Here is a 26365-nt window from a genome sequence, read left to right as displayed (position 1 = left end):
GGGGCTCCTCTCAGATCCGGATCGCGTGGATGGCGGAGACCAGGATGGCGCGGGCCCCCATGTCGTAGAGCTCGTCCATCACCTTGTTGGTGTCCTCCTTGCGCACCATCGAGCGCACGGCCACCCAGCCCTCGTCCTGCAGCGGCGAGATCGTCGGGGATTCCAGCCCGGGGGTGACGGCGGAGGCCCGCTCCAGGTTCTCCCGGCTGACGTCGTAGTCGATCATCACGTAGCGGCGGGCCACCAGCACGCCCTGGAGGCGGCGCAGCAGCACGTCCAGGCCCTCGGGACGCTTGCCGGACTGGCCGATGATGATGGCCTCGGAGCGCATGATGGGCTCGCCGAAGGTCTCCATGCCGGCGGCCCGCAACGTGGAACCGGTCTCCACGACGTCCGCGATGGCGTCGGCGACGCCCAGGTTCACGGAGGACTCCACGGCACCGTCCAGGTGCACGATCATCTCCGGCTTGACCGACTGGGTGGACAGGTAGTCCTCCAGCAGCCCGTCGTAGCTGGTGGCGATGCGCTTGCCCTCGAGGTCCGCCAGGGACGAGAACCGGCCCACCGGCGCGGCGAAGCGGAACGTGGACTTGCCGAAGCCCAGGGCCATGATCTCCTCGGCGGACCCGTTCACCTGGGCGTCCTGGAACAGGTCCCGGCCGGTCAGGCCGATGTCCAGGGTGCCCTGGCCGACGTAGACGGCGATGTCCCGGGGGCGCAGGTAGAAGAACTCCACCTGGTTCTCCGGATCCATCATGACCAGTTCCTTGGAGTCACGGCGCTGGAGGTAGCCGGCTTCCTGGAGCATGTCGCGGGCGGCCTCGGACAGGGCGCCCTTGTTGGGGACGGCGATGCGCAGCATGGGTGCTGGTTCTCCTGGGGTGGTGACGAGTGGGTGGACGGGGGCGATCCCGGGTGCAGGAACCGGCACGGTTCAGAGGTGCCGGTAGACGTCCTGCAGGGTCAGGCCCTTGGCGATCATCAGGACCTGGAGGTGGTACAGGAGCTGGGAGATCTCCTCCGCGGCCTCGTCGTCGGATTCGTACTCGGCGGCCAACCAGACCTCGGCCGCCTCCTCGACGATCTTCTTGCCGATCCCATGGACCCCGGAGTCGAGTTCGGCGACGGTGCCGGAGCCCTCCGGCCGTGTCTCGGCCTTGTGGCGCAGCTCGGCGAAGAGTTCATCGAAGGTTTTCACCCCTTTAGCGTACCGACCGCGCGACCCCGCCCCGGACCGTCGCCGTCGTATGTGAAGAAGGTGGGGCGTCAGCGCAGGGCCAGCTCCGTCAGGACGGCGGCCTGGAAGACCTCGTAGCCCTTGTCCTCGCGGGAACCGGGCAGCCCGGCCCGGTCCAGCGCCTGCTCTTCGGTGTCACACGTGAGCACGCCGAAGCCGACCGGGGTCCCGGTACGCACGGAGACGTCCACCAGCCCGGTGGTCGCCCCGGAGCAGACGTACTCGAAGTGCGGGGTGCCGCCGCGGATCACGACGCCCAGGGCCACCAGGACGTCGAACCGCGGTGCCAGCCGGGCGGCGGCGACCGGCAGCTCGAACGTTCCCGGGACCCGCACCTCGACCGCCTCGATCCCGGCCTCGGCGGCCGCGCGGCGGGCACCGGCCAGCAGCCCGTCCATCACCTCGTCGTGCCATTGCGCGGCGATGACGGCGACGCGCAGGGACTCCGCGCGCGCACCGGTCATGTCCAGTCCCTGCGGTGCTCCGTGTCCGCTCATGCCTGTCCTCCTGTGGTCGTGGGTGTCGTGAGGGGTGTCATCGTGGGGGTCGCCCTCGGGGACGTCGTGCTGCTGTGCTCCGGCACCAGGTCCCCGGACAGTCGGTGGGCCATCCGGTCCCGCTTGGTCGCGAGGTAGTCGCGGTTGTGCTCGGTCACCGGTGCCGGGCTCGGCACGATCTGCTCGACGTGGATGCCCGCGCGCGTCAGTTGCTCCGCCTTGTCCGGGTTGTTCGTGACCAGCCGGATGCGGAACAGCCCCATCCGCCGCAGGATGGCCGCGGCCGAGCGGTAGCTGCGCGCGTCCGCCGGCAGGCCCAGGTGCTCATTGGCGGCCACGGTGTCCATGCCCGCGTCCTGCAGGGCGTAGGTCATGATCTTGTTGGCCAGGCCGATCCCCCGGCCCTCATGGCCGCGCAGGTAGATGACCGTCCCGCCCTCGGCGGCGCTCTGGCGCAGCGCATGCTCCAGCTGGGCGCCGCAGTCGCAGCGCTCGGAGCCGAAGACGTCCCCCGTGAGGCACTCGGAGTGCAGGCGGACCAGCGGGGGCCGGCCGGAGGCGTCCATCGTGTCCGGCACCGGGGCGCGCAGCACCATGTGCTCGGCGCCCGTCTCGTGGTCCGGGTGCACGGAGACCTGGAAGGTGCCGTACCGGGTCGGCAGGCTGACCGTGGGCACGGCCATGGACCCGGGACCCTCGAGGGCGGGGTCCACCCCGGTCTCCAGGTAGGCCACGAGGTCCTCGATCGACACGAGCGGCATGCCGTGGCGATCGGCGAACCGGCGCAGCTCGGGCAGGCGCATCATGGTGCCGTCGTCGTTGACCAGTTCGGCGATGGCGCCCACCGGGGCGCGCCCGGCCAGGCGGGACAGTTCCACCGCGGCCTCGGTGTGGCCGCGGCGCTGCAGGACCCCGCCCTGGGCGGAGACCAGCGGGAAGAGGTGGCCGGGCCGGCTGACCAGGTCCGCCGTGGACGACGGGTCGGCCAGGACCTTGAGCGTGATGGCGCGGTCGGCGGCGGAGATCCCCGTGGTGGTGCCGGCGATGGCGTCGCAGCTGACGGTGTAGGCCGTGCCCTTGGGGTCCTCGTTGCGGTCCGTCATGGGCGGCAGCTCCAGGCGGCGGGCGACGTCCGGGGGCATCGGCGCGCACAGGACACCGGAGGTGTACCGCACGGTCAGGGCGACGAGCTCGGGGGTCGCGGCATCGGCGGCGAAGACGATGTCCCCCTCGTTCTCCCGGTCCTCGTCGTCGACCACGACGACGGCCCGTCCCGCCGCGATGGCGGCCACGGCGGCGCCGATGGGGTCCAGGTGGATCGCGCTCATGCCGTGACCTCCTCGGTCTCGAGGGCCCGGTCGTAGTCGTGGAGGCGGGCGGCGTACTTCGCCAGGACGTCGACCTCGAGGTTCACCCGGTCCCCCACCACGCGGGTGCCGAGGGTCGTGGCGGCCAGGGTGGCCGGGATGACGCCGACCTCGAACCAGTCCTGCCCCGGGGCCGGGGCGCTGACCGCGCTCACGGTCAGGGAGACGCCGTCGACGGCGATGGAGCCCTTCTCCGCCACGTAGCGGCCCAGGCCGGCGGGCAGGGCGATGCGCACCTGCCGCCAGTCGCCGTGCACTTCGATCCGGGCGACGGTGCCGGTGCCGTCGACGTGGCCCTGCACGACGTGGCCGTCCAGGCGCCCGTTGGCCGGGACACAGCGTTCGAGGTTCACGCGGTCCCCGGGGGCCAGGGTGCCCACGGTGGTGCGGCGCAGGGTCTCGCCCATGACGTCGACGGTGACGGTGCCCGCGGCGGCCCGGATGTCCGTGGCCGTGAGGCAGGTCCCGTTGACGGCGATCGAGCCGCCGTCCTCCAGGCCCACGAGGGACTGCGGGGCATGCAGGGTCAGCCGGGCGGCGTCCTGCTCCGGCAGGGACTCCAGCGCGGAGACCGTGCCCAGTTCGGTGATGATTCCGGTGAACATGTTTCTTCCTTCGGGGTGATCAGGCGGAGAGATGGATCAGGACGTCCTGGCCGAGGCGGCTGAGCCCGCCGGTCTCGGCGTCGTCCAGGGTGAGGGTGCGGGACTGGCCCAGGGTGGTGTTCTGCGGCCAGTGCAGGCCGGAGGGGCCGTGCCCGATGACCAGCGGTGCCTGGTAGACGAACAGCTCGTCCACCAGGTCCGCCGCGAGCCACGCCGAGAGCACGGTGGGTCCGCCCTCGATGAGCAGGTGGCCGGGGGTGGCGCCGCCGTGGGGCCAGGGACCGCCCCGCCCCTCGAGTGCGGCCAGCACCTCGGCGGGGTCGTGGCTGCGCACGTGCAGCCAGTCACGGGGGACGTCGCGCAGGCCCTGCACCACCGGCACGGGCTGGACGGGATGCTCCGTGCCGTCGTCGCGGCGGGCGGTCAGCCGGGGGTCGTCCGCCAGGACGGTGCCCGTGCCGACCACGATCGCGTCGACCCGTGAGCGGACCTCGTGGGCGTGGCGGCGCGAGGCCTCTCCGGTGATCCACTGGCTCGTCCCGTCCGCGGCGGCCACCCGTCCGTCGAGGGACTGCGCCAGGTGCCCGGTGACGAAGGGCCGTCCGGCGTCCCGGGCGGCGAGCCAGCGACGGTTCAGCGAGAGCGCCGTCCCCGCGGCGGCGTCGGGGATCCGGACGATGTCCACGCCGGCCGCGCGCAGGCGGGCCGCCCCGCCGCCACCGGTCCCCGTGGGATCGGCGACGGCGTAGCGCACCGACCGGATGCCGGAGGCCAGGATGGCCTCGGTGCACGGACCCGTGGAACCGGTGTGGTCGCAGGGCTCGAGCGTGACCCACAGGGTGGCCCCGGTCTCATCGTGGCCTCCGGCACGGAACCGCCTCAGCGCGTCCACCTCGGCGTGGTCCGTGCCCCGGCCGCGGTGATGGCCGGTGGCCACCACCTCGTCCCCGACGGTGATCACGGCGCCGACCAGCGGGTTCGCGCCCCGGGGTCCGCGCAGCGCCGCCCGCACGGCCAGGTCGAGGGTGGCCTCCACGGCCACGGTGCCGGACCCGCTCATGGCGTGTGGACCGGGGTCGGGACGGGGTCCTGCGCGGCCGGCCGGACCGTCGGGTCCGGGATGAGGGTCTCGACCTCCGGCTTCTGTGTGCCTTGGCGTGGACCCAGACGAAGAACCCGACCAGGGTGAACACGCCGTAGAACAGGTACATGAAGGCACTGGCGTAGTAACCGGCGCTGAACAGCAGCGGGACGCCCACGACGTCGACGGCCACCCAGACCAGCCAGAACTCCACCCAGCCCCGGGCCATCCCGTAGGTCGCGATCAGCGAGCCGACGAAGGTCCAGGCGTCCGCCCACACGGGCTCGTAGGATCCCAGGGCGCTGAACAGCGGGGTGAGGGCCACGGTGCCGATGACCATGGCGGCCACGATCCCGATGCGGGCCCTCCAGCCGGCCCACTGCGGCGAGATGGCCGTGTTGTCGGCGATGCCCCGCCGGCCGTGCCGCTCGGCCCTGGCCCGGCGCCACTGCCGCCAGCCGTAGACGGACACGGCGATGAACATGAGCTGTCGACCGGCCTGGCCCAGCAGGCTCGCGGTGTCCGCCCCGCCGAACAGGCCGGAGAGGAACACGGTGAGCAGGATCAGGTTGCCGATGATGCCGACCGGCCACGCCCAGACCTTGCGGCGCATGCCGCCCAGGGCCGAGGCCAGTCCGAAGATGTTGCCGACCACTTCCCGCACCAGCAGACCCCCGCCGGCGACGGGGATGTACCAGGTGAACAGGTCGACGAGCCACCGCATGATGTCCATGATTCTCCCTTCGGAACGCGGCGGCTCCGGGGAATCATGCTGCGAGTCCGCCCTTCGGAGTGGGTGCGGACCATGACGGTTCCGACTCCACGCCGAACGGCGGGGCTGCACGTGCTTCTCCCATCCAGACTTTAACTGTCGGTACCGGAATTCCACCGGTTCAACCGTCCATCGGCACTGCGGTTGCAGGCCGACTCGCGGGTCGCGGACTTTGACCGCCGGTTCGGATTCTCACCGACCCCGGAGCACGTTGGACCTCATTGTGCCACGTCTGGGCGCGCATCCCGTGCAGGTGACGTGTTCCATGTCTCACTGCGTCATGGGGGCCCTCCGGCACCGCGGTGGTCAGCCCAGGGCCGCGCGCCGCAACGCCTCGATGGCGCCCGCCGGGTCCTCGGCGCCGTACACGGCCGAACCGGCCACGAAGACGTCGGCCCCCGCCTCGGCGGCGCGCAGGATGGTGTCCTCGGTGATGCCCCCGTCGACCTGGAGCGCCACCGGGACGCCGGAACCGTCCAGGGCCTCACGAGCGCGCCGGATCTTCGGCAGGACCTCGTCGAGGAAGGACTGACCGCCGAAACCCGGTTCCACGGTCATCAGCAGGAGCATGTCCAGGTCCGCGAGCATGTCCAGGTAGGGCTCGACGGCGGTCTGGGGCTTGATCGCCATCCCCGCCCGGGCGCCGTGCCGGCGCAGTTCGCGGGCCAGGTGGATCGGTGCCACGGAGGCCTCGGCGTGGAAGGTCACGGACTCCGCCCCGGCCTCCGCGTAGCCCGGAGCCCACCGGTCGGCGTCCTCGATCATGAGGTGGACGTCCAGGGGCAGGTCGGTCGCGGAGCGGATGGCCTGCACCACCGGCAGTCCGAAGGTCAGGTTCGGCACGAAGTGGTTGTCCATGACGTCCACGTGCACCGCGTCCGCTCCACCGATTCGCTGCAGTTCCTCGGCGAGCCGGGCGAAGTCGGCGGACAGGATCGACGGGTGGATGTGGATCCCCCGGGTGTGCTCGGCGCGGTGCGGCATGGCGTGGGTCATCACGAGGCTCCCTTGCGGAACAGGGCCATGAACATGGCGTCGGTGGAGTGCAGGTGGGGCCAGAGCTGGGCGGTGCCCGGTGCGCCGGCGGTCCCCGCACCGGAGACGTCCCCGGTGGCCACCGCGTCGAGGGCGCCCACGGTGTCCAGCAGTTCCAGCTCCGGGTGCCGCTTGAGCACGTCCTGGACCTGGAAGACGGTCTCGGCCGGGTGCGGGGAACAGGTCACGTAGCCGAGGACGCCGCCGGGGGCCAGCGCGGTGACGGCGGAGTCGAGCAGCTGGCGCTGGAGCTCGGTGAGCGGTCCCAGGTCGGAGGGCTGGCGTCGCCATCGCGACTCCGGCCGGCGGCGCAGGGACCCCAGGCCGGTGCAGGGCGCGTCGACCAGGACGCGGTCGAACGGCTGACGCTGACCGGACCCCACCTCATCGCCCACGTCCCGTCCGTCGCCGCAGCGGACCGTCCACGCCGTCTGCGGCACCGCGGCCAGGGACTGCTCGACGAGCGCCGCGCGGTGTTCGGCGACCTCGTTGGCCAGCAGGGTGGCCCCGCGCTGATGGGCCAGGGCCGCCAGCAGGGCCGCCTTGCCCCCGGGGCCCGCGCACAGGTCGAGCCAGCGTTCGCCCGTGGTCTCCCCCGGCTCCACCCCGGCCAGGGCGCGAGCGGTCAGTTGCGAGCCGACGTCCTGCACGCGGACCGTGCCCTCCCGCACCCCGGGCAACCGGCCGGCGTCGCCACCCCGGTAGAGCGCCGAGTCCGGGGCGAGGGGGCCGGGTTCGGCACCGGCCTCGAGGACCGGGGCCAGGTCGCCGAGCCCGGGAAGCGCCACCAGGTTCACGACGGGGGCGGCGTTGTCCGCCTCGAGGAGGGCGTCCAGCTCGTTCGTGGGACGGCCGTGGTTGGCCAGCGACTGGCGCAGGGCCCGGACGATCCACCGCGGGTGCGAGTGGCGGATCGCCAGGGCGTCGTCGTCACCGGAGGCCGGTGCCAGCTGCTCCAGCCAGGCCTCGCGGTCCTGGGCGCTGACCTTGCGCAGCACGGCGTTGACCAGGCCCGAGGGTCCGGCGCCGACCTGGTCCCGGACGAGGGCCACGGTGGCGTCCAGGGCGGCATGTGCGGGTACCCGCATGCCGAGCAACTGGTGGGCCCCGAGCCGCAGCGCGTCGAGCACGGGGCGGTCGAGCTGGTCCAGGGACCGGTCGACGCAGGTGGCCAGGACGGCGTCGTAGAACCCCTGGCCCCGCAGGGTCCCGTAGGCCAGCTCGGTGGCGAACCCGGCATCCCGGCGGTCGAGGCGGTGTGCCGCGATCCGGGACGGCAGAACGAGGTTGGCGTAGGCGTCGTCGCGGCTGACCGCGGTCAGGGTCTCGAAGGCCGCCAGCCGGGACGGGTCCGCCGAGCGCCGACGTTGGGAGGGTGCCGTGGCGGAGTACTTCCGTGGGCCACCCGAGGTGCCACGGTTGCGCGTCCGGCCGCGGTCGTCGCGGCGTTCATCGCCCCGCTCGCCGCCACCCCGGCCGGGCCGTCCCCGGTTGTTCCGCTCACTCACCGTGCCTCCTCCGACCCGGTCAGGAACCGGGCACCCTCGGGTAGTCCGCGGGCCCAGTCGGCCGCGGCCATGACCTTCTTCCCGGCCGGCTGGACACCCTCCAGGCGGATGGTGCCATCGGCGCACTGGAGGTGGACGGACCTCCGGCCCACCACGAGATCCCCGGGCCGGCGCGGGCATGCCGGGGCGTTCCCGTCCGTGGTGGGCACCGCCTCGGGCCGTGCACCGACGAGCTTGATCCGCACCGGGCCGTCGGCCGGCGCCGGGCCGGCCAGGAGGGCCCACGCGCCCGGTTCCGGCGTGGTGCCGTTGATGCGGGCCGCCACCGCAGCGGCGGCCTGGCCGGCGTCGACGTGACCGTCCTGCTGCCCGAGTTTCGGCGCCAGGGTCGGCTCCCCGGACTGGGGCTCGGCCCGGGCGGTTCCGTCCTGGAGCCCGGCGAGGGTCTGGGCCAGCAGCGCGGCGCCGCTGACGGCGAGGTCGGCCAGCACCTCGCCGGCGGTCTCCCCCGGCTCGAGCTCCCGGGTCAGTCGCGAGAACACCGGACCGGTGTCCAGGCCCTCCTCGAGCTGGAACACGCAGGCTCCGGTGACGGCCTCCTGGGCGAGGATGGCGTGCTGCACCGGGGCCGCGCCCCGGTAGGCGGGCAACAGCGAGAAGTGCAGGTTCACCCAGCCGTGACGCGGCAGGGACAGTCCCGCCGCCGGCACGAGGGCCCCGTAGGCCACGACGGCGGCCGCGTCCAGGTCCAGTGCGGCGATCCGGTCGAGCGTGTCCCGGCCGGGCTCCCCGGTGAGCCGGGAGGCGTGCAGGACCGGGATCCCGAGCTCCGCGGCCCGCGCCGCGACCGGCGACGGCGTCAGCGTCCGCTTGCGGCCCACGGGGGCGTCCGGGCGGGTGAGCACGGCAACCACCGAGAACCCGGCCTCGACCAGGGCCTCCAGGGACGGCACGGCCGTCTGCGGGGTCCCCGCGAACAGGACGCGGAAGTCCGCGCGGGCGGCGCTCACCGGGCACCCCCGAAGCTTGAGTTCACGGACTTGGCGCGGTCAGCCTGCGTGGTCCCCGACACCTGGCCGTAGGCGCGGTCGCGCAGTCTGCGCCGTGAGTCCTTCCGGTCCTCCCCCGTCAGCCGGTCGATGTAGAGCCGGCCCTCCAGGTGGTCGACCTCGTGCTGGAAGCACCGGGCGAGCAGGCCCTGACCCCGGTACTCCACGGGCCGGCCGTCCGCATCGACGCCGGTCACGACGGCCTCGGAGTACCGCTCCGGGTTGTAGTGCAGTCCCGGGACGGACAGGCAGCCCTCGCCGGGTTCGGTGACCAGCTCTCCGGAGGTCTGCAGGACCGGGTCGATGACGTGTCCGCGCCGCCCCTCCACGTCGAAGGTGAAGACGCGCAGCTCCACGCCGACCTGCGGGGCGGCGAGGCCGACGCCGCCGACGTCGTCCATGGTCTCGAACATGTCCTGCACCAGTCGGTGCAGGTCGGTCCGGTCCGGCCCGGCAGCGGCCGCAGGCGTGCGCAGGACAGGGTCGGGGAAGGTGCGGATGGGAAGGACGCTCACGCGCCCACCTTAGTCGCGCCCGTCCCCTGGCCGGCGGCAGGGGCCTGTCCGGCGGCCGGGGCCGGAGGGGGTCCGATGGGCCGCAGTGCCGGGCCGGCGCTGTCGGCGACCTGGGAGTAGCCCCAGACCTGGCGCAGGGCCCAGAACTTCCGCCAGTGGGCCGGGAGCACCTGGGGGTTGGCCTGGTGGGCGACGACCTCGGTCTGGCCCAGGGCGACGCCGAGCAGGACCGGTGCGTCCCCGTAGCGCCAGGGCTCCCACGTGCCGGTCGCCGGATCGACGAGGGACTCCTCGGCGCGCAGCCCGGCCACCAGCTGCATGACGACCTTGGCGTCCAGCGGCTTCACCCGGCCGTCGCGCGTGGTGCCCTTGGTCTTGTAGTCGATGATGCAGGTCCGTCCGCCGATGGTGGCGACGAGGTCCAGGGTCCCGGCGTAGCCCACGGTCGCGTTCCAGACGGTCAGCTCGGTGGCCAGGGGGCGGACGTCGTAGAGGTCCCACCACTCGTCGAAGCGGTCCGCGTAGGCGCCCTCCCCGTGGTCGGCCAGCACGGCTCGTACCTCGGCCGTGCGGTGGGGCCGGCCCAGCGCCCGCAGCCCGACCTGTTCGGCGTAGTCGTGGACGCGGTCCCCGCGGGCGGCCGCCTCGTCCCGGTACCGCTCGGCGGCGCTGGACGCCTGCCGCGCCACCGACTTCAGCTGCGGCCGGGAACCGACGACCTGGGGCAGGCGCGGGTCCTCGATGACGGCGGTGGCGGCCATGTGACCCGCCCAGCCGCTCAGGTCTGCCGCCTGCTGACCGATCACCGTGGTGATGGAGGGGACCTCCGGCACGCCGTCCAGGCTGCGGGCGTACATGCGGCCGTATTCGGTCTGGTGGGCGAGTCGGGGCTGCGTCATGGTCATCCATTCTCCCATCCGTCCGGACACCGTAAGGGCGCGTCCGGACAGGGGTGGACACGCGGGTCGTGGGGCCGATTGGACGATCGGCCCGAACGTGCAGTAGAGTCATCTCTCGTTGGAAATCACGGTGACTGGTTCTTCCGGTCACCAGTTTTCTGTGCGGATGTAGCTCAGTTGGCTAGAGCGCCACCTTGCCAAGGTGGAGGTCGCGAGTTCGAATCTCGTCATCCGCTCGCAAGTCTCCCAACCCTGGTGGGGTGGCCGAGAGGCGAGGCAACGGCCTGCAAAGCCGTGTACGCGGGTTCGAATCCCGTCCCCACCTCGCATCGGTCGCCATCCGCTAGGATGGGGACCTGCAGCTGAAGGATTCCGGGTCACCGGAAACCCCCAGCGCGATTAGCGCAGCGGTAGCGCGCTTCCCTGACACGGAAGAGGTCACTGGTTCGATCCCAGTATCGCGCACGGACGGAACGCCCCCCGGGGACCGACCGGCCACGCGGATGTAGCTCAGTTGGCTAGAGCGCCACCTTGCCAAGGTGGAGGTCGCGAGTTCGAATCTCGTCATCCGCTCCCTCGAGAAAGGCCCTCCCGATCGGGAGGGCCTTTCTGCTGTCCCCGCGGGCCCAGCCGGCGGACCGGCCGGGCCCGGTGGCGCTACAGGCCCGTCTCCCCCATCTGCCCCTCACGGACCAGTGCGGTCATGCGGGACACCGTGCGGAAGTACTTCTTCAGGTAACCGCCGTTCATCATCTCCTCGGTGAACAACCGGTCGAACGGCACCCCGGAGGCGATGACGGGCACGTCCTTGTCGTAGAGGCGGTCGGCCAGCACGACGAAGCGCAGGGCCATCGCCTGTTCCGTGATGGTCTCCACCCCGTGCAGCACCATCACGTCGATGTCCTCCACCAGCGTGCGATACCGGCTCGGGTGCACCCGGGACAGGTTCGCGGTGAGGGCGGAGAAGTCGTCCTGGGACACGACCCTGGCCTGGGGGAACTGCTCCCGGACGATCTCCATGAGTGCGTCGTCGGCCAGCGGCTCGGGCGCCGCGGCCAGCCCGCGATGGCGGTAGTCCTCGCCGTCGATGCGGATCACGTCGAATTGCTCGGCCAGCACCTGGATCTCGCGCTTGAAGTCCTGCGCGGCGAAGCGGCCCTCCCCCAGCGACCCGGGCAGCGTGTTGGAGGTCGCCACGAGCCGCACGCCCGCGTCGGCGAGTTCCCGCATCAGCCGTGACATCAGGACGGTGTCACCCGGGTCGTCGAGCTCGAACTCGTCGATGCAGACCAGGGTGTACTCCTTGAGCACGTCCACGGTCTTGCGGAAGGACAGAGCGCCCACCAGGTTGGTGTACTCGACGAACGTGCCGAACGCCTTCCGACCCGGGGCCGCGTGCCACAGCGAGGCCAGCAGGTGGGTCTTGCCGACCCCGAAGCCGCCGTCGAGGTAGATGCCGGTGGCCGACGCGCCGTTGCCCCCGCGCCCGCCGCGGCCGTTCCCCGAGCGCTTGTCCCGTCCCTTGAACAGGCCCAGGAAACCACCTCCCCCGGACTCGGCGCCTCCGCCCCGGCCGTTGATGGAGGCCGCGAAGTCCCGCAGCCGATGCACGGCCTCGGCCTGCGAGGGGTGCGTCGGGTCGGGGATGTAGGTGTCGAAGGAGACCTCGCCGAAGCGGTAGGACGGGTGGAATCCGGCCAGTAGGTCCTCTGCGGACACCTGCGGGGTGCGGTCGGCGAGGTGAACGATCTCGGCCACGAGCGGCTCCGTCCTGGCGGTGTAGAGAGGCGTGAGGGGGGTGAGGACAGGGCAACTCTACCGGTGCGCGCCCGCTGCCCCGGGCCACGAGCGCGGGCCCGGAGCACCTGCCGACCCCGTGTCCAATTACCACGCGATATTGTGGCGTAATGTGAACACCGATGGCCGTCCACCGGCAGCCGGCGTCCCCCACCGATAGGGTGGACACGGCCCGTGACGGTCACCGCCCCGCAGCACCTTCCCGCGGGGACCCGCGAAGCGAAAGGCACTGCCGAGGATGACGACCACCGCAGACACCGCAGGCGTTGACGAGTTCAGCGGATACGCGCACCCGGACAAGCTCGTGTCCACCCAGTGGGTCGCCGAGCACCTCCAGGACGAGAACGTCGTGGTCCTGGAGTCCAACGAGGACACGCTGCTCTACAGCACGGGACACATCCCCGGGGCCCTGAAGATCGACTGGCACACCGAGCTCAACGACCCGGTGACGCGCGACTTCATCGGCCCGGAGGAGTTCGCCCGCGTGGTCGGGTCCAAGGGGATCACCCGGGACACCACCGTGGTCTTCTACGGGGACAAGTCCAACTGGTGGGCGGCCTACGCCCTGTGGGTGTTCACCCTCTACGGCCACCCGGACACCCGCCTGATGAACGGTGGCCGGGACAAGTGGATCGCCGAGGGCCGCGAGACCACCCGGGACGTCCCGCAGGTCTCCCCGGCCGAGTACCCGGTCACCGAGCGCGACGACACCACCGAGCGGGCCTCGCGCGAGGACGTCCTGGGCCACTTCGGCAAGCCCCTCATCGACGTCCGCTCCCCGCTGGAGTACACCGGCGAGACCACCCACATGGACGGCTACCCGCAGGAGGGGACCCTGCGCGGCGGGCACATCCCCACCGCGGCCTCCGTGCCGTGGGCGAGGGCCGCCAACGAGGACGGGACCTTCAAGTCCCGCGAGGAGCTGGAGCAGATCTACGCGCAGGACGCCGGCCTCGGCGAGTCCGACGACGTGGTGGCGTACTGCCGTATCGGCGAGCGGTCCTCGCACACCTGGTTCGTGCTGCGCCACCTGCTCGGCTACCAGAAGGTCCGCAACTACGATGGCTCGTGGACCGAGTGGGGCAACTCCGTGCGCCTGCCCATCGCGGTCGGCGAGGACCGCGGCGAGCTGCCGCGATGACCACCACGGCACTCCCCGAGACGCTCCGGGGGATCATCGAGGACTTCCAGTCGGTGCCGGACCCGGAGAAGCTGGAGCTGCTGCTCGAGTTCTCCGATGAGCTCCCCGCGCTGCCGGAGCGCTATGCCGGGCACGAGGACGAGATGGAACAGGTCATCGAGTGCCAGTCCCCCCTCTTCCTCGCCGTCGAGCTCCAGGACGCGCAGGACCGGGAGGCGCAGTCCCCCGGTTCCGGCCCGGCGTCGCCGGACTCGATCGTCCGCCTGTTCATCTCCGCACCACCGGAGGCGCCGACCTCGCGCGGCTTCGCCTCGGTGCTCGCCCAGGGACTCGACGGCCTGAGCGCCGCGACCGTCCTGGCCGTCCCGGAGGACCTCTCCTCCCGGCTGGGCCTGCAGAAGGCCCTGACCCCGCTGCGGTTGCGCGGCATGTCCGCCATGCTGGGCCGGATCAAGCGCAACATCGCCGACCAGCTCGCCGGCCAGCCGGCGGGGTGAGCGGACGGCCGTCCCGGTCGGCGGCGACGCCGGCCCTGCGCGTCCTGGAGCGGGCCGGCGTCGAGCACGAGGTGATCGGCTTCGAGTCCGCGGCGTCGCCACGGCCGGGATACGGGGCCGAGGCCGCCGCGGTGCTGGGGCTCGAGCCCGCGGAGGTGTTCAAGACCCTGATGGTCCGGCTCCCGGACGGCTCGCTCGCCGCCGCCGTCGTTCCCGTCTCCGGCTCCCTGGACCTGCGCGCCGTCGCCGTCGCGCTGGGGGTGAAGAAGGTGGCCCTGGCCGATCCGGCCGTCGCGGAGCGTCGCACCGGCTACGTGGTGGGCGGCATCTCCCCGGTGGGCCAGAGAAACCCGGTCCCGACCGTCGTCGACTCCTCCGCCCTCGACCTGCCCCGGATGCACGTCTCCGCCGGGCAGCGGGGCCTGGAGGTGGGCCTCGCGCCACGGGACCTGGTGCAGGTGACGTCAGCGGTGGTGGCGAGGATCGCGGCGCCGCGCTGAGGCCGCGCGCGCAGGACCGTCAGTCCAGGGCGGAGGCACCGCCGGTGGTCGCCGTCAGTGCCTCGGCGATCGCGTTCTCGGTGGCCTGGAGCACCTCGGACACGGAATTCGTGGTTCCGGGGCTGCCCACCGGCGTGAGGGCGGCGGCCCGGATGTGTTCCTTGTCCGAGTCGGGGAACAGCCGGTGCAGCAGCCGCGTGCTGCGCATCAGGGAGATCAGCGGCCAGGTGATCTCGTCGGCGGGCTGTGTCCCGCGCAGGACGGAGCGCAGGGTGTTCTTGAGCTCCTTCTCGAAGTGGTGGTCCTTCTCCACGTAGCGCGTGCGGTGGAACACCCACAGCACGATGCTCTCGTCCTCCTCCAGGATCCCGCGCTTGACCAGCGAGGCGGCCACGGCGTCCCGCAGGGACTGGCGGGAGAAGCGGTTGATCCACTGCTCGGCATCGCGGTGCCGGGTGAAGGCCCGGATGATGTCCCAGACCTGCTCGAGGGGCCACTCCAGGTCCGTGGTGTGCGCCCAGGCCGGAGGGTTGGGGTCACCGGTGAAGACCTGTTCCGGACGGTCGATGCTCTGCACGGTCGTCTGGGTGACCTTCAGGCGACCCCGGCGGGCCAGGTCGGCCAGCGCGGCGCCGGCCAGTCCGAGGCCGACGGTCGGGCCGTCCAGCAGCAGGCGGCCCTTCTCATCATCGAGGCACAGCAGCAAGAAGTACTCGGGGAGGTTCAGGGGACGCTCGATGAGAGGTTCGTTGGTGTCCTTGATGGCCTCATTCATGCCCCCATTGTGCCGCACGGTCCGAGGCGCCACGCCCCCCTGCCTGGCGGTAGACCGTGGCCACCCGCTGTCCGACCGTGACGGCCGAGGCCACGGCGAGCAGGATGAGCGCCCCGGTCAGGACCCAGGGGTCCAGCCCGAGGCCCGTCAGCCCCGCGAAGACCAGGGTGACGACGAGGCGCTCGGCGCGTTCGGCGATCCCCGTGTTCGCGTCGAACCCCAGCGATTCGGCCTTGGCCCGGACGTAGGAGACCAGCTGGCCGAGGACCAGGCACGCCGCCGCGGCGATGCCGGCCGGCGCGAGGTCGCCCGGGCCGAAGAACCAGAGCATCAGGCCCAGGAACACCGCGGCGTCCTGCATGCGGTCCAGCGTGGAGTCGAGGAAGCTCCCCCAGGCACCCGGGCTTCCGGCCAGTCGGGCCATCACGCCGTCCAGGACGTCCGAGAAGATGAACAGGGTGATGACGATCGTGCCCCAGAACAGCTCGCCGACGGGGAACAGCACCAGCGCACCGAGGACCACGCCCAGGGTGCCGGCGATCGTGACGGCGTCCGCCGTCACGCCGCGGTCCAGCAGGAACCTGGCCAGCGGCGTGAGGATCCGCGTGAACAGCGTCCTGGCGTGGCGGTTCAGCATCAGGTACCGGACCCGCCGGCTGTTGCCGCCTGCCGCGCGTCGAAGGCGGCCTCGGCCTCCGCCCAGGCCTCCGCCACGACGGTCCGCACGGTGTCCAGGGTGATGGTGATGTTCTTCGTCTGGGCGATGATCGGCAGGAAGTTCCCGTCTCCGCCCCACCGGGGCACCACGTGCTGGTGCAGGTGCGCGGCGATGCCCGCACCGCCGGCCTTGCCCTGGTTCATGCCCAGGTTGAACCCGGTGGCACCCGAGGTCTCCCGCAGGGCGGTCATGGCGATCTGCGCCAGCCGGGCCAGCTCCGCCGTCTCCTCCACCGTCAGGTCGGTGTAGTCCGGCACGTGGCGGTAGGGGCAGATCAGCAGGTGCCCGGCGTTGTACGGGTACAGGTTGCACAACACGTAGGCCGTGGTCCCGCGCGCGACGATGAGGGACTCCTTGTCCGACCGCGTCGGCGCGGCGCAGAACGGGCACGTCGACTCGTCGCGGACCTGGTCCTGTCCCCCGCGGACGTAGGCCAGGCGGTGGGGGTTCCACAGTCGCTCGAAGCCGTCCGGCGTCCCGGCGAGCTGGAAGTCGTCGGTGAGCGGGCCGCCGTCGGTCCCGGACTCCCGCTCCGGCACCGGCTCTCCCTGCTGCCCCGGCTGGGACGTCACTGGATCTCCCGGTTCCTCACGGCGCTCACGATGCGCTCGACGGCCTCGGCCACGGGCACACCGTTGTCCTGGCTGCCGTCCCGGAAGCGGAAGGACACGGCACCGGCCTCCGCGTCCTCGCCACCGGCGATGAGCACGAAGGGCACCTTCTCCTTGGAGGCGGTGCGGATCTTCTTCGGGAACCGGTCCGAGCCGTCGTCGAGGCGGGCCCGGATGCCCTGGGCCCTGAGCGTCGCGACGACCTCCGCGAGGTAGTCGTTGAAGGCCTCGGCCACGGGGATGGCCACGACCTGCTCCGGGGCCAGCCAGGCCGGGAAGGCACCGGCGTAGTGCTCGGTGAGCACGCCGAGGAAGCGCTCGATGGAGCCGAACAGCGCGCGGTGGATCATCACCGGGCGCTGGCGGGTGCCGTCGGCCGCCTGGTACTCGAGGTCGAACCGCTCGGGCAGGTTGAAGTCGAGCTGGATCGTGGACATCTGCCAGGTGCGCCCGATCGCGTCCTTGGCCTGGACCGAGATCTTCGGGCCGTAGAAGGCGGCGCCACCCGGATCCGGGACGAGGTCCAGCCCGGAAGCGGTGGCGACCTCCTCGAGGGTGCGGGTGGCCTCCTCCCAGGCCTCGTCGTCTCCGACGAACTTCTCCGGGTCCTTGGTGGACAGTTCCAGGTAGAAGTCGTTCAGGCCGTAGTCCTTGAGCAGGTCCAGCACGAAGGTGAGCGTGGTGGCCAGCTCCTCCTTCATCTGCTCCCGGGTGCAGTAGATGTGGGCGTCGTCCTGGGTCATGCCGCGCACGCGGGTCAGGCCGTGCACCACGCCGGACTTCTCGTACCGGTAGACGGCGCCGAACTCGAACATCCGCAGGGGCAGTTCACGGTAGGACCGTCCGCGCGAGGCGAAGATCAGGTTGTGCATCGGGCAGTTCATCGGCTTGAGGTAGTAGTTCTGCCCCTGCTTGCTGATCTCGCCGGTGACCGGGTCACGCTGTTCGTCGATGTGCATGGGCGGGAACATGCCGTCCGCGTACCAGTCCAGGTGCCCGGAGACCTCGTAGAGGTGCTGCTTGGTGATGTGCGGGGTGTAGACGAACTCGTAGCCGGCCTCCGTGTGCCGGCGGCGGGAGTAGTCCTCCATCTCCTTGCGGATGATGCCGCCGCGGGGGTGGAAGACGGGCAGGCCTGAGCCGAGCTCGTCCGGGAACGAGAACAGGTCCATCTCGGCGCCCAGCTTGCGGTGGTCACGCCGCTCGGCCTCCGCGAGGCGTTCCTGGTAGGCCTTGAGGTCGTCCTTGGTGGGCCAGGCGGTGCCGTAGATCCGCTGCAGCTGCTTGTTCTTCTCGTTGCCGAGCCAGTAGGCCGCGGCAGAACGGGTCAGCGCGAAGGCATTGGAGATCAGCTTGGTGTTGGGCAGGTGCGGGCCACGGCAGAGGTCGCACCACACGGTCTCGCCGGACTTGCGGTCCACGTTGTCGTAGATGGTGATCTCACCGGCGCCGACCTCGATGTTGGCCCCCTCGCCGACGGCGTCCGCCTGGTCCTGCTTGCCCAGCAGTTCCAGCTTGTAGGGTTCCGCGGACATGGCCTCGCGGGCCTCGTCCTCGTTCACGACGCGACGGGCGAAGGACTGGTTCGAGTTGATGATCTTCTGCATCAGCTTCTCGATGGCCTTGAGGTCCTCGGGGGTGAACGGGTCCTCGACGTCGAAGTCGAAGTAGAAGCCGTCCGTGATGTACGGGCCGATGCCCAGCTTGGCACCCGGACGCAGCTGCTGCACGGCCTGGGCCATCACGTGGGCGGCGGAGTGGCGCAGGACGTTCAGGCCGTCCTGTTCGGAGATGTCGACACCGACGACCTCGGCCCCGGCCGGGATCTGGCGGCTCAGGTCCTGCAGCTCGCCGTTCACCCGCATCACGACGGTGGTCTTCTCGTCGGCGAACAGCTCCGTGCCGGTGGATCCCAGGGCCACCTCCCGCTGTTCCGCGTTGACGGTGATGGTGATCTGCTCGCTCTGCGGCGCCTCGGACACGGGCCATTCCTCCTTGGTTGGGGCTTCACGGCTGGTGGCATACGGGGGCCACCGCCAGCCACGGGCCATTCTAGGGCAGGGCCGCAGGTCGGACGGCCAGTCCGCGGCACCCACCTGATCGTCCGCGAGCGCCTGATCCCCTGCTCTCGCCTCACCCTCGTCCGGCCCCCGGGACAATCACCACGGAGCCCGCCGCCGGGAGTGATCCCCTCAAGGGTTGTCCTCGGACAGTCCAGACGCCTCGTGGATCCCTTGAGGGCGGAGTGCCGTTCAGCGTGACGGGCCTCGACGTCAGGGGCGGATCCCGAGCGGACCCTCAGCAGCCGTCTCGGGGCGCCAGTAGGTGTTGCGGCGGGGGCGCTGGCAAGGGTCCCGGTATGCGGCGGGAATGAACCAGGGAACGCCATGGCGCATCGAGATCGTCCATCCCCCCGCGTGCACCGCGTGATGATGGTGCGAGCACAGCAGTACGCCGTTGTCGACGGAGGTGGGTCCACCGTGTTCCCAGTGCTCGATGTGGTGGGCCTCGCACCACGGCGCCGGAATGGTGCAGCCCGGCGCGGTGCAGCCACCGTCCCGGGCCGTGATCGCGCGGCGAAGCGTCCTCGTGAACAGTCTCCGGGACCGGCCGAGGTCGAGGACCTCACCCTCGCCTCCCAGGACGACGGGGATCAGTTCAGCGTCGCACGCCCAGGCGCGAATGGTGGTGGGGCTGATCTCCCCGGCATATGACGCCGAACTGAACCGGCTCCCGCGCTCTCCTGATCCATCGTCCCTCGCCGAGGTACCGGCGCTTTCCGGACTCTTGCCACTCCGGGGCTCCGCTTCCAGACTGGAGTCACAGCAGGGCTCCGGGCAGGCCTCTGGAGCGGACCCGCTCGATGATCGTCGAACCGGGAGCTCCGACGACGGCCGGACGGTGCGGTCCAACAACGTCTGGTAGTCGATCGTTACGAGTACTTGTGGCCGGGCTCCCCCACCACCGTCGGGAGCGTCGGTTCCGGCGGTGAGGGCGAGGGCACCCGTCAGGGCGCTGATCATTCCGTCCAGTTCTTGTTGGTTCCGGGTCCGTTCGTCCAGGTCATCGGGGTCGCTGACCGGAGTGTTCCAGCCCACGGCCGCGCCGGCCGCCGCGGCGGCGTACCGTGCGGCGCGCTCTGTCTCTGCCTGGGCCTCGAGCTTCCCTGCCGCCCGTAGCTGCTGCGCCCACAGGATGCCGGGGTCCGAGAACACGTCGGCCCCGTCCATGCCATCAGGATCACGGACACCGCCGGTTCCACGGTCACCATCGAGCGTTGCCTCCAGGTCGGCCTCGACGTCGACGGCCGTATCGGCTCCGCTGTTCGCACTGGCACTCTTGCCTGCACGAGAGGTGTTCGTGGGTCCCGTGGTACAGGCCTGCCGAGCCGGACTCGCGGACTCCGCCGTTGGAATGGAGTCGCCGGTGGGAGTGGAAGCGGCGGTTGGTATGGAGCCAGTCGGAGTGGAAGCGGCACCGGCGGGGTTGGACGGCGCGGAACTCTGCGCTCGGGTGTTCGAGGCGGCTGAGACGAGGGTCTTGAGGACTTCGTGCTGGCCATCGGTGGCCACCAAGGACCAACGATGCAGCCCCGTCCGCCGGCCCCGGTAGAACAGCCCCTGTTCAGTCCGCCGTCGGCCGTCGGTGGGCTCGGCACCGTCCGGGTTCACCAGCGCGTCGAAACGGATCCGCCAGTGCGCGCAGACCTTGCCCAGTGCGTCCGGGTCGAGGACCCGTGCAGAACTCACCAGAGACCGTTCGCCCTCGCCCAGCAGCTTCTCCACGTCCGCAGGGGCCACCCTCGCGTCCGTCGACTCCACCCGAGCGCCAGCCAGGGTAGACGCGATGACGTCCACGGCGGCCGGGTCCAGGTCTGCTTCCGAGGCGGCTCGCGACAGGATCGGCAACCGGGGAGGCATCGCCTGGGTGCGATCGAGGTTCGGGGTGGACAGGACGTGCCGGGATCGCTCGATCCGGGACCTGGCGTGCCGACGGGAGATGCGCAGGTGCTCCCTCAGGTAGTCCACGGCATCGCGATAGGCGGACTTGCCTTCGGGAATGCCGAGGATCTCCTTCCGGCTCGCATGCTCGTCGAACAGCCTGTCGGTGTGACCGGCCAGAGCGGTCCGCGCCGAATCGACGACCCGGCCCAGCTCTTCCACCGAGGTGTGCAACTCGGGAAACGTTCCACGGGGCGGCGGAACCTCGACCGGAGTCTGCGCCATGGCGTCCTCGAAGCTGATGTCCTCCACGACATCCGCGTACAGTCCCCACTCATCGGCCGGATGCAGTCGGTCGTTGGAGGGGAAGTGCGGTAAGTGATCCATCAGCATCGGGTCACTGAGCCTGCCGGCCAACTCGCCGACCAAGGCCCGGCCAGCATCGAGGAGATCGGGAAGGCTCCAGTCCATCAATTCGTCCGGAATCCGCCCGCCCATGGCCTTCTCCTTCCCGTTCATCGCTACCGCTGGTCCTTCACGGCCGTTGCTCCCCTTCACGGCCGTTGCTCCGTGGCCAGCCGATGATCCTTGGTCGGCAGGCAGCCTGACTCCGGCCCGTCCGGCTTTCTCTAGTACATATATTCGAACATGCAGCGTGGACGCGGTAAGAACCTGTCGGGGATGTGTGGATGAGCGGGGCGGACGCGTCGGATGTGGAGTACGGGCAACATGCTCCTGAGGCGCCGCGCCCGGTGCCTAGCCGCACGGTAGCGCCTTCCCTACGCTGGGGGCCACTGTCGCAACCGCCCGGTAGACCGCGGTACCGAGCCCACCTCCCCTTCCCAGCCCGATTCCGGAGGACACCGTCATGTCCAGCACCCGCCATCCACGGCCGCCCCGCGTCCGCGTGCAGAACTTCGCGGTCTCCCGCGAGGGCATCGCGGCCGGGTTCCACCAGACCCTGGAGCGCCCTTTCGGTGACCTTGACCCGGCTCCGCTCATGAGCTGGGCCGGGGCGACCGACAGCTGGCCCAACCGCACGGACCCCGGCGGCAGCCGCGGCCTGGACGACCACATCGTCCGGGACTTCACGCACAACATCGGCGCGGAGATCATGGGGCGCAACAAGTTCGGCCCGGTCCGGGGCCCATGGCCGGACGAGGAGTGGCGGGGCTGGTGGGGTGACGACCCGCCGTTCCGCACCCCGGTCTTCGTCCTGACCCACCATGCCCGGCCGTCGTTCTCGCTCAGCGACACGACGTTCCACTTCCTCGATGCGAGCCCTGACGAGGCAGTGAAGGTCGCCCTGCAGGCGGCCGAGGGTCAAGACATCCGGATCGGGGGTGGCGTCACCACCGTCCTGGAGTTCCTGGAAGCGGGCCTCATCGACGACCTGCACGTCGCCGTCGCTCCCGTCGAGTTCGGCGACGGACTGCGCCTGTGGTCCAGCCCCGCGGACCTGGAGGACCGGTTCCACCACGAGAGCGTCCCGAGCCCCAGCGGCGTGGAGCACCACTTCTTCTGGCGCTGATGGAGGACGGTTCACTCCTCCGGCGTCGGCAACAGCTCCCAGGTCTCCGGGTGCGGGACCGGCACGGGCCGGTGGATGTCCAGCTCGCGCACCCCGGCACCCTGGAGGCCCCTCCCCCGGCGATCACCACCGGTCGCCGAGCTCTCCGGCGGGAGCCCGACGGCGCCGCGCACCCTGACCGGCCAGTCACCGGTGTCGTGGTGGGGGATGTCCCGGGGCGCACCGGCGTCCGGAGCGGACCCGGCACCGGCCTCGACGAGCCGGCGCCGGGCCCCGGGACCCCAGGGCACCGGTTCCCGGACACCCCCGGACCGGGCGGCGGACCGGTCCCGGCGCAACCAGGCCCGCCACTGCTCGCGCGTGATGTCCAGGTAGTCCGGGTCCGGCAGCGCCTCGGGCCGGTGCAGGTCCCAGGCGCGGATGGCCTGCAGGCTGATCGCCTTGGGCCCGGTCCGCCGGGTGGTGCCCTCGATGAGCAACAACCGGGCCGAGAACAGCATCTCCCCGGTCTCGTGCTGGGCCTCCGTGAAGAACGAGGCGTCCACGCAGCCGGTCCCGTCGTCCACGGAGATGAAGACCACGCGCTTGCCGCTGCGCATCGGCGGGGTCTGGGTGGCCACGCGCACCCCGGCCACCAGCACTCGGGACTGCGAGCGCAGGCTCAGCAGGTCCTCCGCCGCCGTGACCCCGAGGGCGTCCAGGTAGGGCCGGTGCGAGTCCATCAGGTGCGCGGTGGTGTCCATGGCGGTCAGGTCGAGTTCGGTGCGCACCATCTGGTCGCGGCTCGGGGCGGGGAACATCGGCACGATCGCCGCCGCCTCGGTGTCCGGCAGGTCCAGGGATAACTGCCCGTCCACCTGGCGGGGTCCCGCCGTCCGCTTCCGCCCGGTGGGGGCCTCGCCGAGCATCCCGGCGGCACCCCCGGCGTGCTGCAGCTCCAGGTGGTGCACCAGGTCGGTGCGCGAGGCCCCGCCGGGAGGCAGCAGGCAGTCCAGCGCTCCCAGCTGGGCCAGTCGCTCGAGGTTGCGCCGGGTGGGCCGGGCACGGTCGCGCACATCGGCCAGCGAGGCGTACGGCTGTCCGGCCACGATCCGCCGGACCTCGCGCTCGCTCAGCCCGGACATTGAGGTGAGCGCCAGGCGGATGCCCCACCGGCCGCCGTCGGGATGCCGGGAACGTCCGGGACGTGCAGGACCACCGGGCAGTTCCGGGTGGGCCGGCACCCACTCCAGCCGGAACCTCTCCGTGGAGGCGTTGATGTCCACCGGGAGCACGGGGATGCCCATCCGGCGGGCCTCGGCGATCATCAGGCGGCGCGGGTACATGCCCGGGTCGTGCTCGAAGATCCCGGCCAGGAACGCCTCGGGGTGGTGGGTCTTGAGCCAGGCCGAGTGGTAGGTGGGCACGGCGAAGGCCGCCCCGTGGGCCTTGCAGAACCCGAAGGAGCCGAAGGCGTGCAGGGTGCCCCAGACCTCGTCGATGACGTCCAGGGGATATCCCTTCTCCAGCGCCGCGGCGCGGAAGTAGGCCTCCACGACCTCCTCCTGCGGCCCGCCGATCTGGCGGCGGAACTCGTCGGCCTTCGCCAGTCCGCAACCGGTCATGGTGTCCAGGGTCCGCAGCACCTGCTCGTGGAACACGGTCACCCCGTGGGTCTCGGCCAGCACCGGTTCCAGGTCCGGATGCGGGTACCTCGCCGCGGCGAAGCCGTGGCGCTGCTCGAGGAACGGGCGCACCATGTCCGACTGCATGGGACCGGGGCGGAACAGGGAGATGTCGATGATCAGGTCGTTGAACTCGACCGGGGCCAGCTTCCCGATCAACTCCCGCTGGCCCGGTGACTCGATCTGGAAGATCCCCAGGGTGTGGGTGGTGCGGATCATCCCGAACGTGGCCTCGTCGTCCAGGGGCACCCGTTCCAGGTCGACCCGCTCCCCCGTGGTCCGCTCGATCTCCTCCAGCGTGTAGGCGATCGTGGACTGCATGCGCACCCCGAGCACATCCAGCTTGAGCATGCCCATGGGATCCATGTCGTGCTTGTCGAACTGGCTCATGGGCAGCTCGATGCCCGAGGGCTGCACCGGGGTCCGGTCCAGCAGTGTCCGGTCCCCCAGGATCACCCCGCACGGGTGCATGGCGATGTGCCGCGGCAACCGGTCCAACCGCTCGGTGAGGTCCACCAGCAGGTCCAGTTGCTGCTGTCCCGCGGCCCGGCCGGACTCGACCTGCTCGGCGAACCCGCGCAGCTCGGGCATCCGGCCCATCGCCTCCCGGAAGCTCGAGGCGGAGAACCGCCACAGTTGCTTGGCGATCGTGTCCACCTGTTCGGCGTCCATCCCGAGCGCCAAGCCTGCATCCCGGACCGCCCCGCGGGCCCGGTAGCCGTTCTGCATGCTCATCAGCGTGGTTCGCTCGGCCCCGAACCGGGCGAAGATGGCCGCGTAGACGTCATGCCGGCGGGCGGACTCCACGTCCACGTCGATGTCCGGCAGCGTGGAGCGGTCGTTGGACAGGAAGCGCTCGAAGATCAGCTCGTGCCGCATCGGGTCCACGTTCGAGATCCGCAACAGGTGGTTGACCAGCGAGGACGCCCCGGAGCCCCGCGCCGAGACCCGGACCCCCATCTCCTCGATCATCCGGACCACCTCGGCCACGGTGAGGAAGTAGCTGGCGAAGCCGAGCCGGGTGATGATCCCCAGTTCGTGTTCCAACCGGTCCTCCAGGTCCCGGCCGGCCCGCGACGACGAGAACCGGCTGCCGCTGTACAGCTGCGGGAAGCGGGCGTGGGCCCCGGTCAGGGTGCGCTGGCGCAGGGCGGTGACCGGGTCGCCGTCGATCCCGATCACCGAGGCCTCCGGTACCGTGGGCCGCCCCCAGCCCAGGTCCGGGCCGGGGTCCATCCGGCAGGCGTCGGCCAGGGCGTGGGTGGCCTCCAGCAACGCGCCGGCGCCCCCTGCCCCTGCGGCGTGGCAGACCTCGCGGGCCACCTGGTGCATGGGCCCGGCCTGCTTCAGCCAACCCTGCCCGTTGGGCTGGAGGTCGGCCAGGGCCTCCAGGGAGCTCAGCGCCCGGGCGGCATCGAGGACGTCGGCGGTGGCGGCACCGTCCGGGGTGGCATACCGCACCGCGTTGGTCAGCACCGCCGGCACCCGGGTGTCCCGGGCCGCGCGGAGCATCTTCACGGCGTGCGCGGCCGAGAGCTTCTCCCCGGGCGGAGACAGGTGGCAGACCACCTCCACCCGCAGTGACCCGGCCGGCAGGGCGGCCTTCCAGCGGCGCAGCAGCGTCCGGCCGGCGGTGTACCGGCGCGCGGCCATCAGCTGCCCGACGTCGGATCCCGGTCCCAGCAGCACGAACAGTTCCGGGGGAGCACCGTGGTGGGGGCCGGCGGCCCAGCCGGCCAGCTCGGCCATCGTCACGTACGGCGTCCCCCCGGCGGACCCGCCCGTGGTGTGGGCGTGGGCCGCCGAGACCAGCCGGACGAGGGCACGGTAACCGCTGCCCCCGGTCCCCCCGCGGGCCAGCACGACCACCCGGCCGGCGCTGTCCAGCACCCCCGTGCCGGTGTGGTCGGGCCCCCAGTGCACGGTCAGGTCCACACCGACCACCGGGTCCAGGCCGTGCTCCAGGCAGGCCCCGACGTGCTTGGCGGTGCCGTACAGGCCGTCCCGGTCGGTGCAGGCCAGGAGATCGGCGCCGTCCGCGGCGGCCGCCGCGGCCAGTTCACCGGGCCAGGACACCCCATAGTGGGCGCTGAAGGCGCTGGCGACGTGCAGATGGGGGAACCCGGGGGCACCGCCCATCAGGCGCTCTCCCTCAGGCGCACGGCAGCGCCGTCATGGATGCGGACCAGCCGCCACCGGCCCGAGTCCAGGTGGTGGGAGATGTCCAGGGTGAGCAGCGGTGAGTTGCGGGCCCGTTCCAGGCGCACCTGCACCCGCCAGACCTCGTGGTCCACCAGCCCCGCGCCGCGGCCTCGCTCGGCCCGGTGTTCCTCGGTCCACCAGCGCCGTCGTTCGTACCAGCGCACCGGTTCGGCGGCCAGTACGTAGTCGCGGCCGTTCCACCCCAGGTGCAGCGGCACCCCCGCGGTCGTGCATGCGACCGTGACCGATTGCGTGAAGATTCCCATGGGACCTGATACCCGTCCTTCTCGTCGTGCCTTCTCAGTGCCGTCGGTGCCGGGGTCCACGGTGGCTCCGGTCCGGCCGTCTGGGAAGGAACGGCGAACCGGAACCGGGGATGACCCGGCCTGGCGGTGGGAGGTAGCGGTCCGAGGGGAAGGTCCG

The 26365-nt window shown here is 71.5% G+C and carries 23 protein-coding genes, 4 tRNA genes, 1 pseudogene and 1 riboswitch; of the genes and pseudogenes, 8 read left to right on the top strand and 20 right to left on the bottom strand.

Features of this window, described 5'->3' with window-relative positions; genetic code table 11:
* Positions 1 to 10 precede the first annotated feature (10 nt).
* The 12 genes and pseudogenes from hisG to CITRI_RS0100165 form a co-directional block, all read right to left on the bottom strand.
* Complete coding sequence (hisG, locus tag CITRI_RS0100220) at positions 11 to 862, bottom strand: ATP phosphoribosyltransferase (protein ID WP_010142504.1); 852 nt, start codon at positions 860 to 862, stop codon at positions 11 to 13.
* A 72-nt stretch (positions 863 to 934) separates the two neighbouring features.
* Positions 935 to 1198, bottom strand: a complete 264-nt coding sequence (locus tag CITRI_RS0100215) for a phosphoribosyl-ATP diphosphatase (RefSeq protein ID WP_010142503.1) — start codon at positions 1196 to 1198, stop codon at positions 935 to 937.
* A gap of 68 nt (positions 1199 to 1266) precedes the next feature.
* Positions 1267 to 1734 carry a 6,7-dimethyl-8-ribityllumazine synthase gene (gene ribH / locus CITRI_RS0100210; protein WP_010142501.1) on the bottom strand — a complete coding sequence of 156 codons (468 nt, stop codon included), beginning with the start codon at positions 1732 to 1734 and terminating at the stop codon, positions 1267 to 1269.
* Positions 1731 to 3062: a 3,4-dihydroxy-2-butanone-4-phosphate synthase gene (ribB, locus tag CITRI_RS0100205; RefSeq protein WP_010142500.1), complete on the bottom strand. Its 1332-nt coding sequence runs from the start codon at positions 3060 to 3062 to the stop codon at positions 1731 to 1733. The genes ribH and ribB overlap by 4 nt, the downstream gene beginning before the upstream one ends.
* The gene (locus CITRI_RS0100200; protein ID WP_010142499.1) at positions 3059 to 3706 is read right to left on the bottom strand and encodes a riboflavin synthase; all 648 of its coding nucleotides are present in this window, start codon (positions 3704 to 3706) and stop codon (positions 3059 to 3061) included. The genes ribB and CITRI_RS0100200 overlap by 4 nt, the downstream gene beginning before the upstream one ends.
* A 19-nt stretch (positions 3707 to 3725) precedes the next feature.
* On the bottom strand, positions 3726 to 4766 hold the full coding sequence (gene ribD, locus CITRI_RS0100195) for a bifunctional diaminohydroxyphosphoribosylaminopyrimidine deaminase/5-amino-6-(5-phosphoribosylamino)uracil reductase RibD (protein ID WP_040385258.1): 1041 nt from the start codon (positions 4764 to 4766) through the stop codon (positions 3726 to 3728).
* A pseudogene (pnuC, locus tag CITRI_RS15600) lies at positions 4763 to 5520 on the bottom strand (nicotinamide riboside transporter PnuC). The gene ribD and the pseudogene pnuC overlap by 4 nt, the downstream one beginning before the upstream one ends.
* A gap of 108 nt (positions 5521 to 5628) precedes the next feature.
* Positions 5629 to 5772, bottom strand: a riboswitch (FMN riboswitch).
* A gap of 93 nt (positions 5773 to 5865) precedes the next feature.
* A complete protein-coding gene (gene rpe, locus CITRI_RS0100185; RefSeq protein ID WP_010142497.1) occupies positions 5866 to 6555 on the bottom strand; it encodes a ribulose-phosphate 3-epimerase in 690 nt (229 codons plus the stop codon).
* Positions 6555 to 8102 carry an RsmB/NOP family class I SAM-dependent RNA methyltransferase gene (locus tag CITRI_RS0100180; protein WP_010142496.1) on the bottom strand — a complete coding sequence of 516 codons (1548 nt, stop codon included), beginning with the start codon at positions 8100 to 8102 and terminating at the stop codon, positions 6555 to 6557. Before CITRI_RS0100180 ends, rpe begins: the two co-directional genes overlap by 1 nt.
* On the bottom strand, positions 8099 to 9112 hold the full coding sequence (locus CITRI_RS0100175; protein ID WP_010142495.1) for a methionyl-tRNA formyltransferase: 1014 nt from the start codon (positions 9110 to 9112) through the stop codon (positions 8099 to 8101). Before CITRI_RS0100175 ends, CITRI_RS0100180 begins: the two co-directional genes overlap by 4 nt.
* Positions 9109 to 9666, bottom strand: coding sequence for a peptide deformylase (gene def, locus CITRI_RS0100170; RefSeq protein ID WP_010142494.1), 558 nt, complete (start codon positions 9664 to 9666; stop codon positions 9109 to 9111). Before def ends, CITRI_RS0100175 begins: the two co-directional genes overlap by 4 nt.
* The gene (locus tag CITRI_RS0100165; protein ID WP_010142493.1) at positions 9663 to 10565 is read right to left on the bottom strand and encodes a hypothetical protein; all 903 of its coding nucleotides are present in this window, start codon (positions 10563 to 10565) and stop codon (positions 9663 to 9665) included. The genes def and CITRI_RS0100165 overlap by 4 nt, the downstream gene beginning before the upstream one ends.
* Positions 10566 to 10727: 162 nt before the next feature.
* On the opposite strand from CITRI_RS0100165, the gene CITRI_RS0100160 reads away from it, so the two are divergent.
* The 4 genes from CITRI_RS0100160 (at position 10728) to CITRI_RS0100145 (ending at position 11138) form a co-directional block, all read left to right on the top strand.
* A tRNA-Gly gene (locus CITRI_RS0100160) sits at positions 10728 to 10801 on the top strand.
* Positions 10802 to 10819: 18 nt separating this feature from the next.
* Positions 10820 to 10890, top strand: a tRNA-Cys gene (locus tag CITRI_RS0100155).
* A gap of 68 nt (positions 10891 to 10958) precedes the next feature.
* Positions 10959 to 11030 (top strand) — tRNA-Val (locus tag CITRI_RS0100150).
* Between the two features lie 34 nt (positions 11031 to 11064).
* Positions 11065 to 11138: transfer RNA gene (locus CITRI_RS0100145), tRNA-Gly, on the top strand.
* A gap of 84 nt (positions 11139 to 11222) precedes the next feature.
* Here the strand turns inward: CITRI_RS0100145 and zapE are convergent.
* Positions 11223 to 12323: a cell division protein ZapE gene (gene zapE / locus CITRI_RS0100140; protein ID WP_010142492.1), complete on the bottom strand. Its 1101-nt coding sequence runs from the start codon at positions 12321 to 12323 to the stop codon at positions 11223 to 11225.
* Positions 12324 to 12600: 277 nt separating this feature from the next.
* Between zapE and CITRI_RS0100135 the strand changes: the two genes are divergently transcribed.
* Genes CITRI_RS0100135 through ybaK form a run of 3 tightly spaced genes read left to right on the top strand, consistent with a single transcriptional unit; the run spans position 12601 to position 14500 of the window.
* Entirely contained in the window at positions 12601 to 13503 is a 903-nt protein-coding gene (locus tag CITRI_RS0100135) for a sulfurtransferase (RefSeq protein WP_010142491.1), read from the top strand.
* The gene (locus CITRI_RS0100130; protein WP_010142490.1) at positions 13500 to 14000 is read left to right on the top strand and encodes a SufE family protein; all 501 of its coding nucleotides are present in this window, start codon (positions 13500 to 13502) and stop codon (positions 13998 to 14000) included. The genes CITRI_RS0100135 and CITRI_RS0100130 overlap by 4 nt, the downstream gene beginning before the upstream one ends.
* Positions 13997 to 14500 carry a Cys-tRNA(Pro) deacylase gene (gene ybaK, locus CITRI_RS0100125; RefSeq protein WP_010142489.1) on the top strand — a complete coding sequence of 168 codons (504 nt, stop codon included), beginning with the start codon at positions 13997 to 13999 and terminating at the stop codon, positions 14498 to 14500. The genes CITRI_RS0100130 and ybaK overlap by 4 nt, the downstream gene beginning before the upstream one ends.
* A gap of 19 nt (positions 14501 to 14519) precedes the next feature.
* Here the strand turns inward: ybaK and CITRI_RS0100120 are convergent, their stop codons facing one another.
* The 5 genes from CITRI_RS0100120 to CITRI_RS18210 form a co-directional block, all read right to left on the bottom strand.
* Positions 14520 to 15275 carry a GPP34 family phosphoprotein gene (locus CITRI_RS0100120; protein ID WP_010142488.1) on the bottom strand — a complete coding sequence of 252 codons (756 nt, stop codon included), beginning with the start codon at positions 15273 to 15275 and terminating at the stop codon, positions 14520 to 14522.
* Positions 15268 to 15912 (bottom strand): phosphatidylinositol phosphate synthase, encoded by a 645-nt coding sequence (pgsA, locus tag CITRI_RS0100115; RefSeq protein WP_010142487.1) that lies wholly within the window; start codon positions 15910 to 15912, stop codon positions 15268 to 15270. The genes CITRI_RS0100120 and pgsA overlap by 8 nt, the downstream gene beginning before the upstream one ends.
* Positions 15912 to 16532: an HIT domain-containing protein gene (locus CITRI_RS0100110; RefSeq protein WP_029138894.1), complete on the bottom strand. Its 621-nt coding sequence runs from the start codon at positions 16530 to 16532 to the stop codon at positions 15912 to 15914. The genes pgsA and CITRI_RS0100110 overlap by 1 nt, the downstream gene beginning before the upstream one ends.
* 29 nt (positions 16533 to 16561) lie before the next feature.
* A complete protein-coding gene (gene thrS / locus CITRI_RS0100105) occupies positions 16562 to 18586 on the bottom strand; it encodes a threonine--tRNA ligase (RefSeq protein ID WP_010142484.1) in 2025 nt (674 codons plus the stop codon).
* A gap of 291 nt (positions 18587 to 18877) precedes the next feature.
* Positions 18878 to 21064: an HNH endonuclease gene (locus tag CITRI_RS18210; RefSeq protein WP_010142483.1), complete on the bottom strand. Its 2187-nt coding sequence runs from the start codon at positions 21062 to 21064 to the stop codon at positions 18878 to 18880.
* Between the two features lie 349 nt (positions 21065 to 21413).
* Here CITRI_RS18210 and CITRI_RS0100095 point away from each other — a divergent pair, with 349 nt between their 5' ends.
* Positions 21414 to 22076, top strand: coding sequence for a dihydrofolate reductase family protein (locus CITRI_RS0100095; protein ID WP_010142482.1), 663 nt, complete (start codon positions 21414 to 21416; stop codon positions 22074 to 22076).
* Positions 22077 to 22087: 11 nt separating this feature from the next.
* On the opposite strand, the gene CITRI_RS0100090 is transcribed toward CITRI_RS0100095, so the two are convergent.
* Both CITRI_RS0100090 and CITRI_RS0100085 read right to left on the bottom strand, forming a co-directional pair.
* Entirely contained in the window at positions 22088 to 25879 is a 3792-nt protein-coding gene (locus tag CITRI_RS0100090; protein ID WP_010142481.1) for a DNA polymerase III subunit alpha, read from the bottom strand.
* Positions 25879 to 26208, bottom strand: a complete 330-nt coding sequence (locus CITRI_RS0100085) for a DUF6504 family protein (RefSeq protein WP_010142480.1) — start codon at positions 26206 to 26208, stop codon at positions 25879 to 25881. Before CITRI_RS0100085 ends, CITRI_RS0100090 begins: the two co-directional genes overlap by 1 nt.
* Positions 26209 to 26365: the final 157 nt, after the last annotated feature.

This window comes from Citricoccus sp. CH26A (genome assembly GCF_000224415.1).
Classification (GTDB): Bacteria; Actinomycetota; Actinomycetes; order Actinomycetales; family Micrococcaceae; genus Citricoccus.
The sequence above is the reverse complement of the archived record's forward strand: the minus strand, read 5'-3'. Positions and strand labels throughout refer to the sequence as shown.

Excerpts from the sequence above, each read along its gene's own strand:
- ribH (WP_010142501.1), bottom strand. The coding sequence starts at position 1,734 with ATGAGCGGACACGGAGCACCGCAGGGACTGGACATGACCGGTGCGCGC.
- ribD (WP_040385258.1), bottom strand. The coding sequence starts at position 4,766 with ATGAGCGGGTCCGGCACCGTGGCCGTGGAGGCCACCCTCGACCTGGCC.
- CITRI_RS18210 (WP_010142483.1), bottom strand. The coding sequence starts at position 21,064 with ATGAACGGGAAGGAGAAGGCCATGGGCGGGCGGATTCCGGACGAATTG.
- hisG (WP_010142504.1), bottom strand. The coding sequence starts at position 862 with ATGCTGCGCATCGCCGTCCCCAACAAGGGCGCCCTGTCCGAGGCCGCC.
- ribB (WP_010142500.1), bottom strand. The coding sequence starts at position 3,062 with ATGAGCGCGATCCACCTGGACCCCATCGGCGCCGCCGTGGCCGCCATC.
- CITRI_RS0100085 (WP_010142480.1), bottom strand. The coding sequence starts at position 26,208 with ATGGGAATCTTCACGCAATCGGTCACGGTCGCATGCACGACCGCGGGG.
- CITRI_RS0100090 (WP_010142481.1), bottom strand. The coding sequence starts at position 25,879 with ATGGGCGGTGCCCCCGGGTTCCCCCATCTGCACGTCGCCAGCGCCTTC.
- CITRI_RS0100095 (WP_010142482.1), top strand. The coding sequence starts at position 21,414 with ATGTCCAGCACCCGCCATCCACGGCCGCCCCGCGTCCGCGTGCAGAAC.
- CITRI_RS0100165 (WP_010142493.1), bottom strand. The coding sequence starts at position 10,565 with ATGACGCAGCCCCGACTCGCCCACCAGACCGAATACGGCCGCATGTAC.
- CITRI_RS0100200 (WP_010142499.1), bottom strand. The coding sequence starts at position 3,706 with ATGTTCACCGGAATCATCACCGAACTGGGCACGGTCTCCGCGCTGGAG.
- CITRI_RS0100135 (WP_010142491.1), top strand. The coding sequence starts at position 12,601 with ATGACGACCACCGCAGACACCGCAGGCGTTGACGAGTTCAGCGGATAC.
- pgsA (WP_010142487.1), bottom strand. The coding sequence starts at position 15,912 with ATGCTGAACCGCCACGCCAGGACGCTGTTCACGCGGATCCTCACGCCG.
- rpe (WP_010142497.1), bottom strand. The coding sequence starts at position 6,555 with ATGACCCACGCCATGCCGCACCGCGCCGAGCACACCCGGGGGATCCAC.
- CITRI_RS0100120 (WP_010142488.1), bottom strand. The coding sequence starts at position 15,275 with ATGAATGAGGCCATCAAGGACACCAACGAACCTCTCATCGAGCGTCCC.
- CITRI_RS0100130 (WP_010142490.1), top strand. The coding sequence starts at position 13,500 with ATGACCACCACGGCACTCCCCGAGACGCTCCGGGGGATCATCGAGGAC.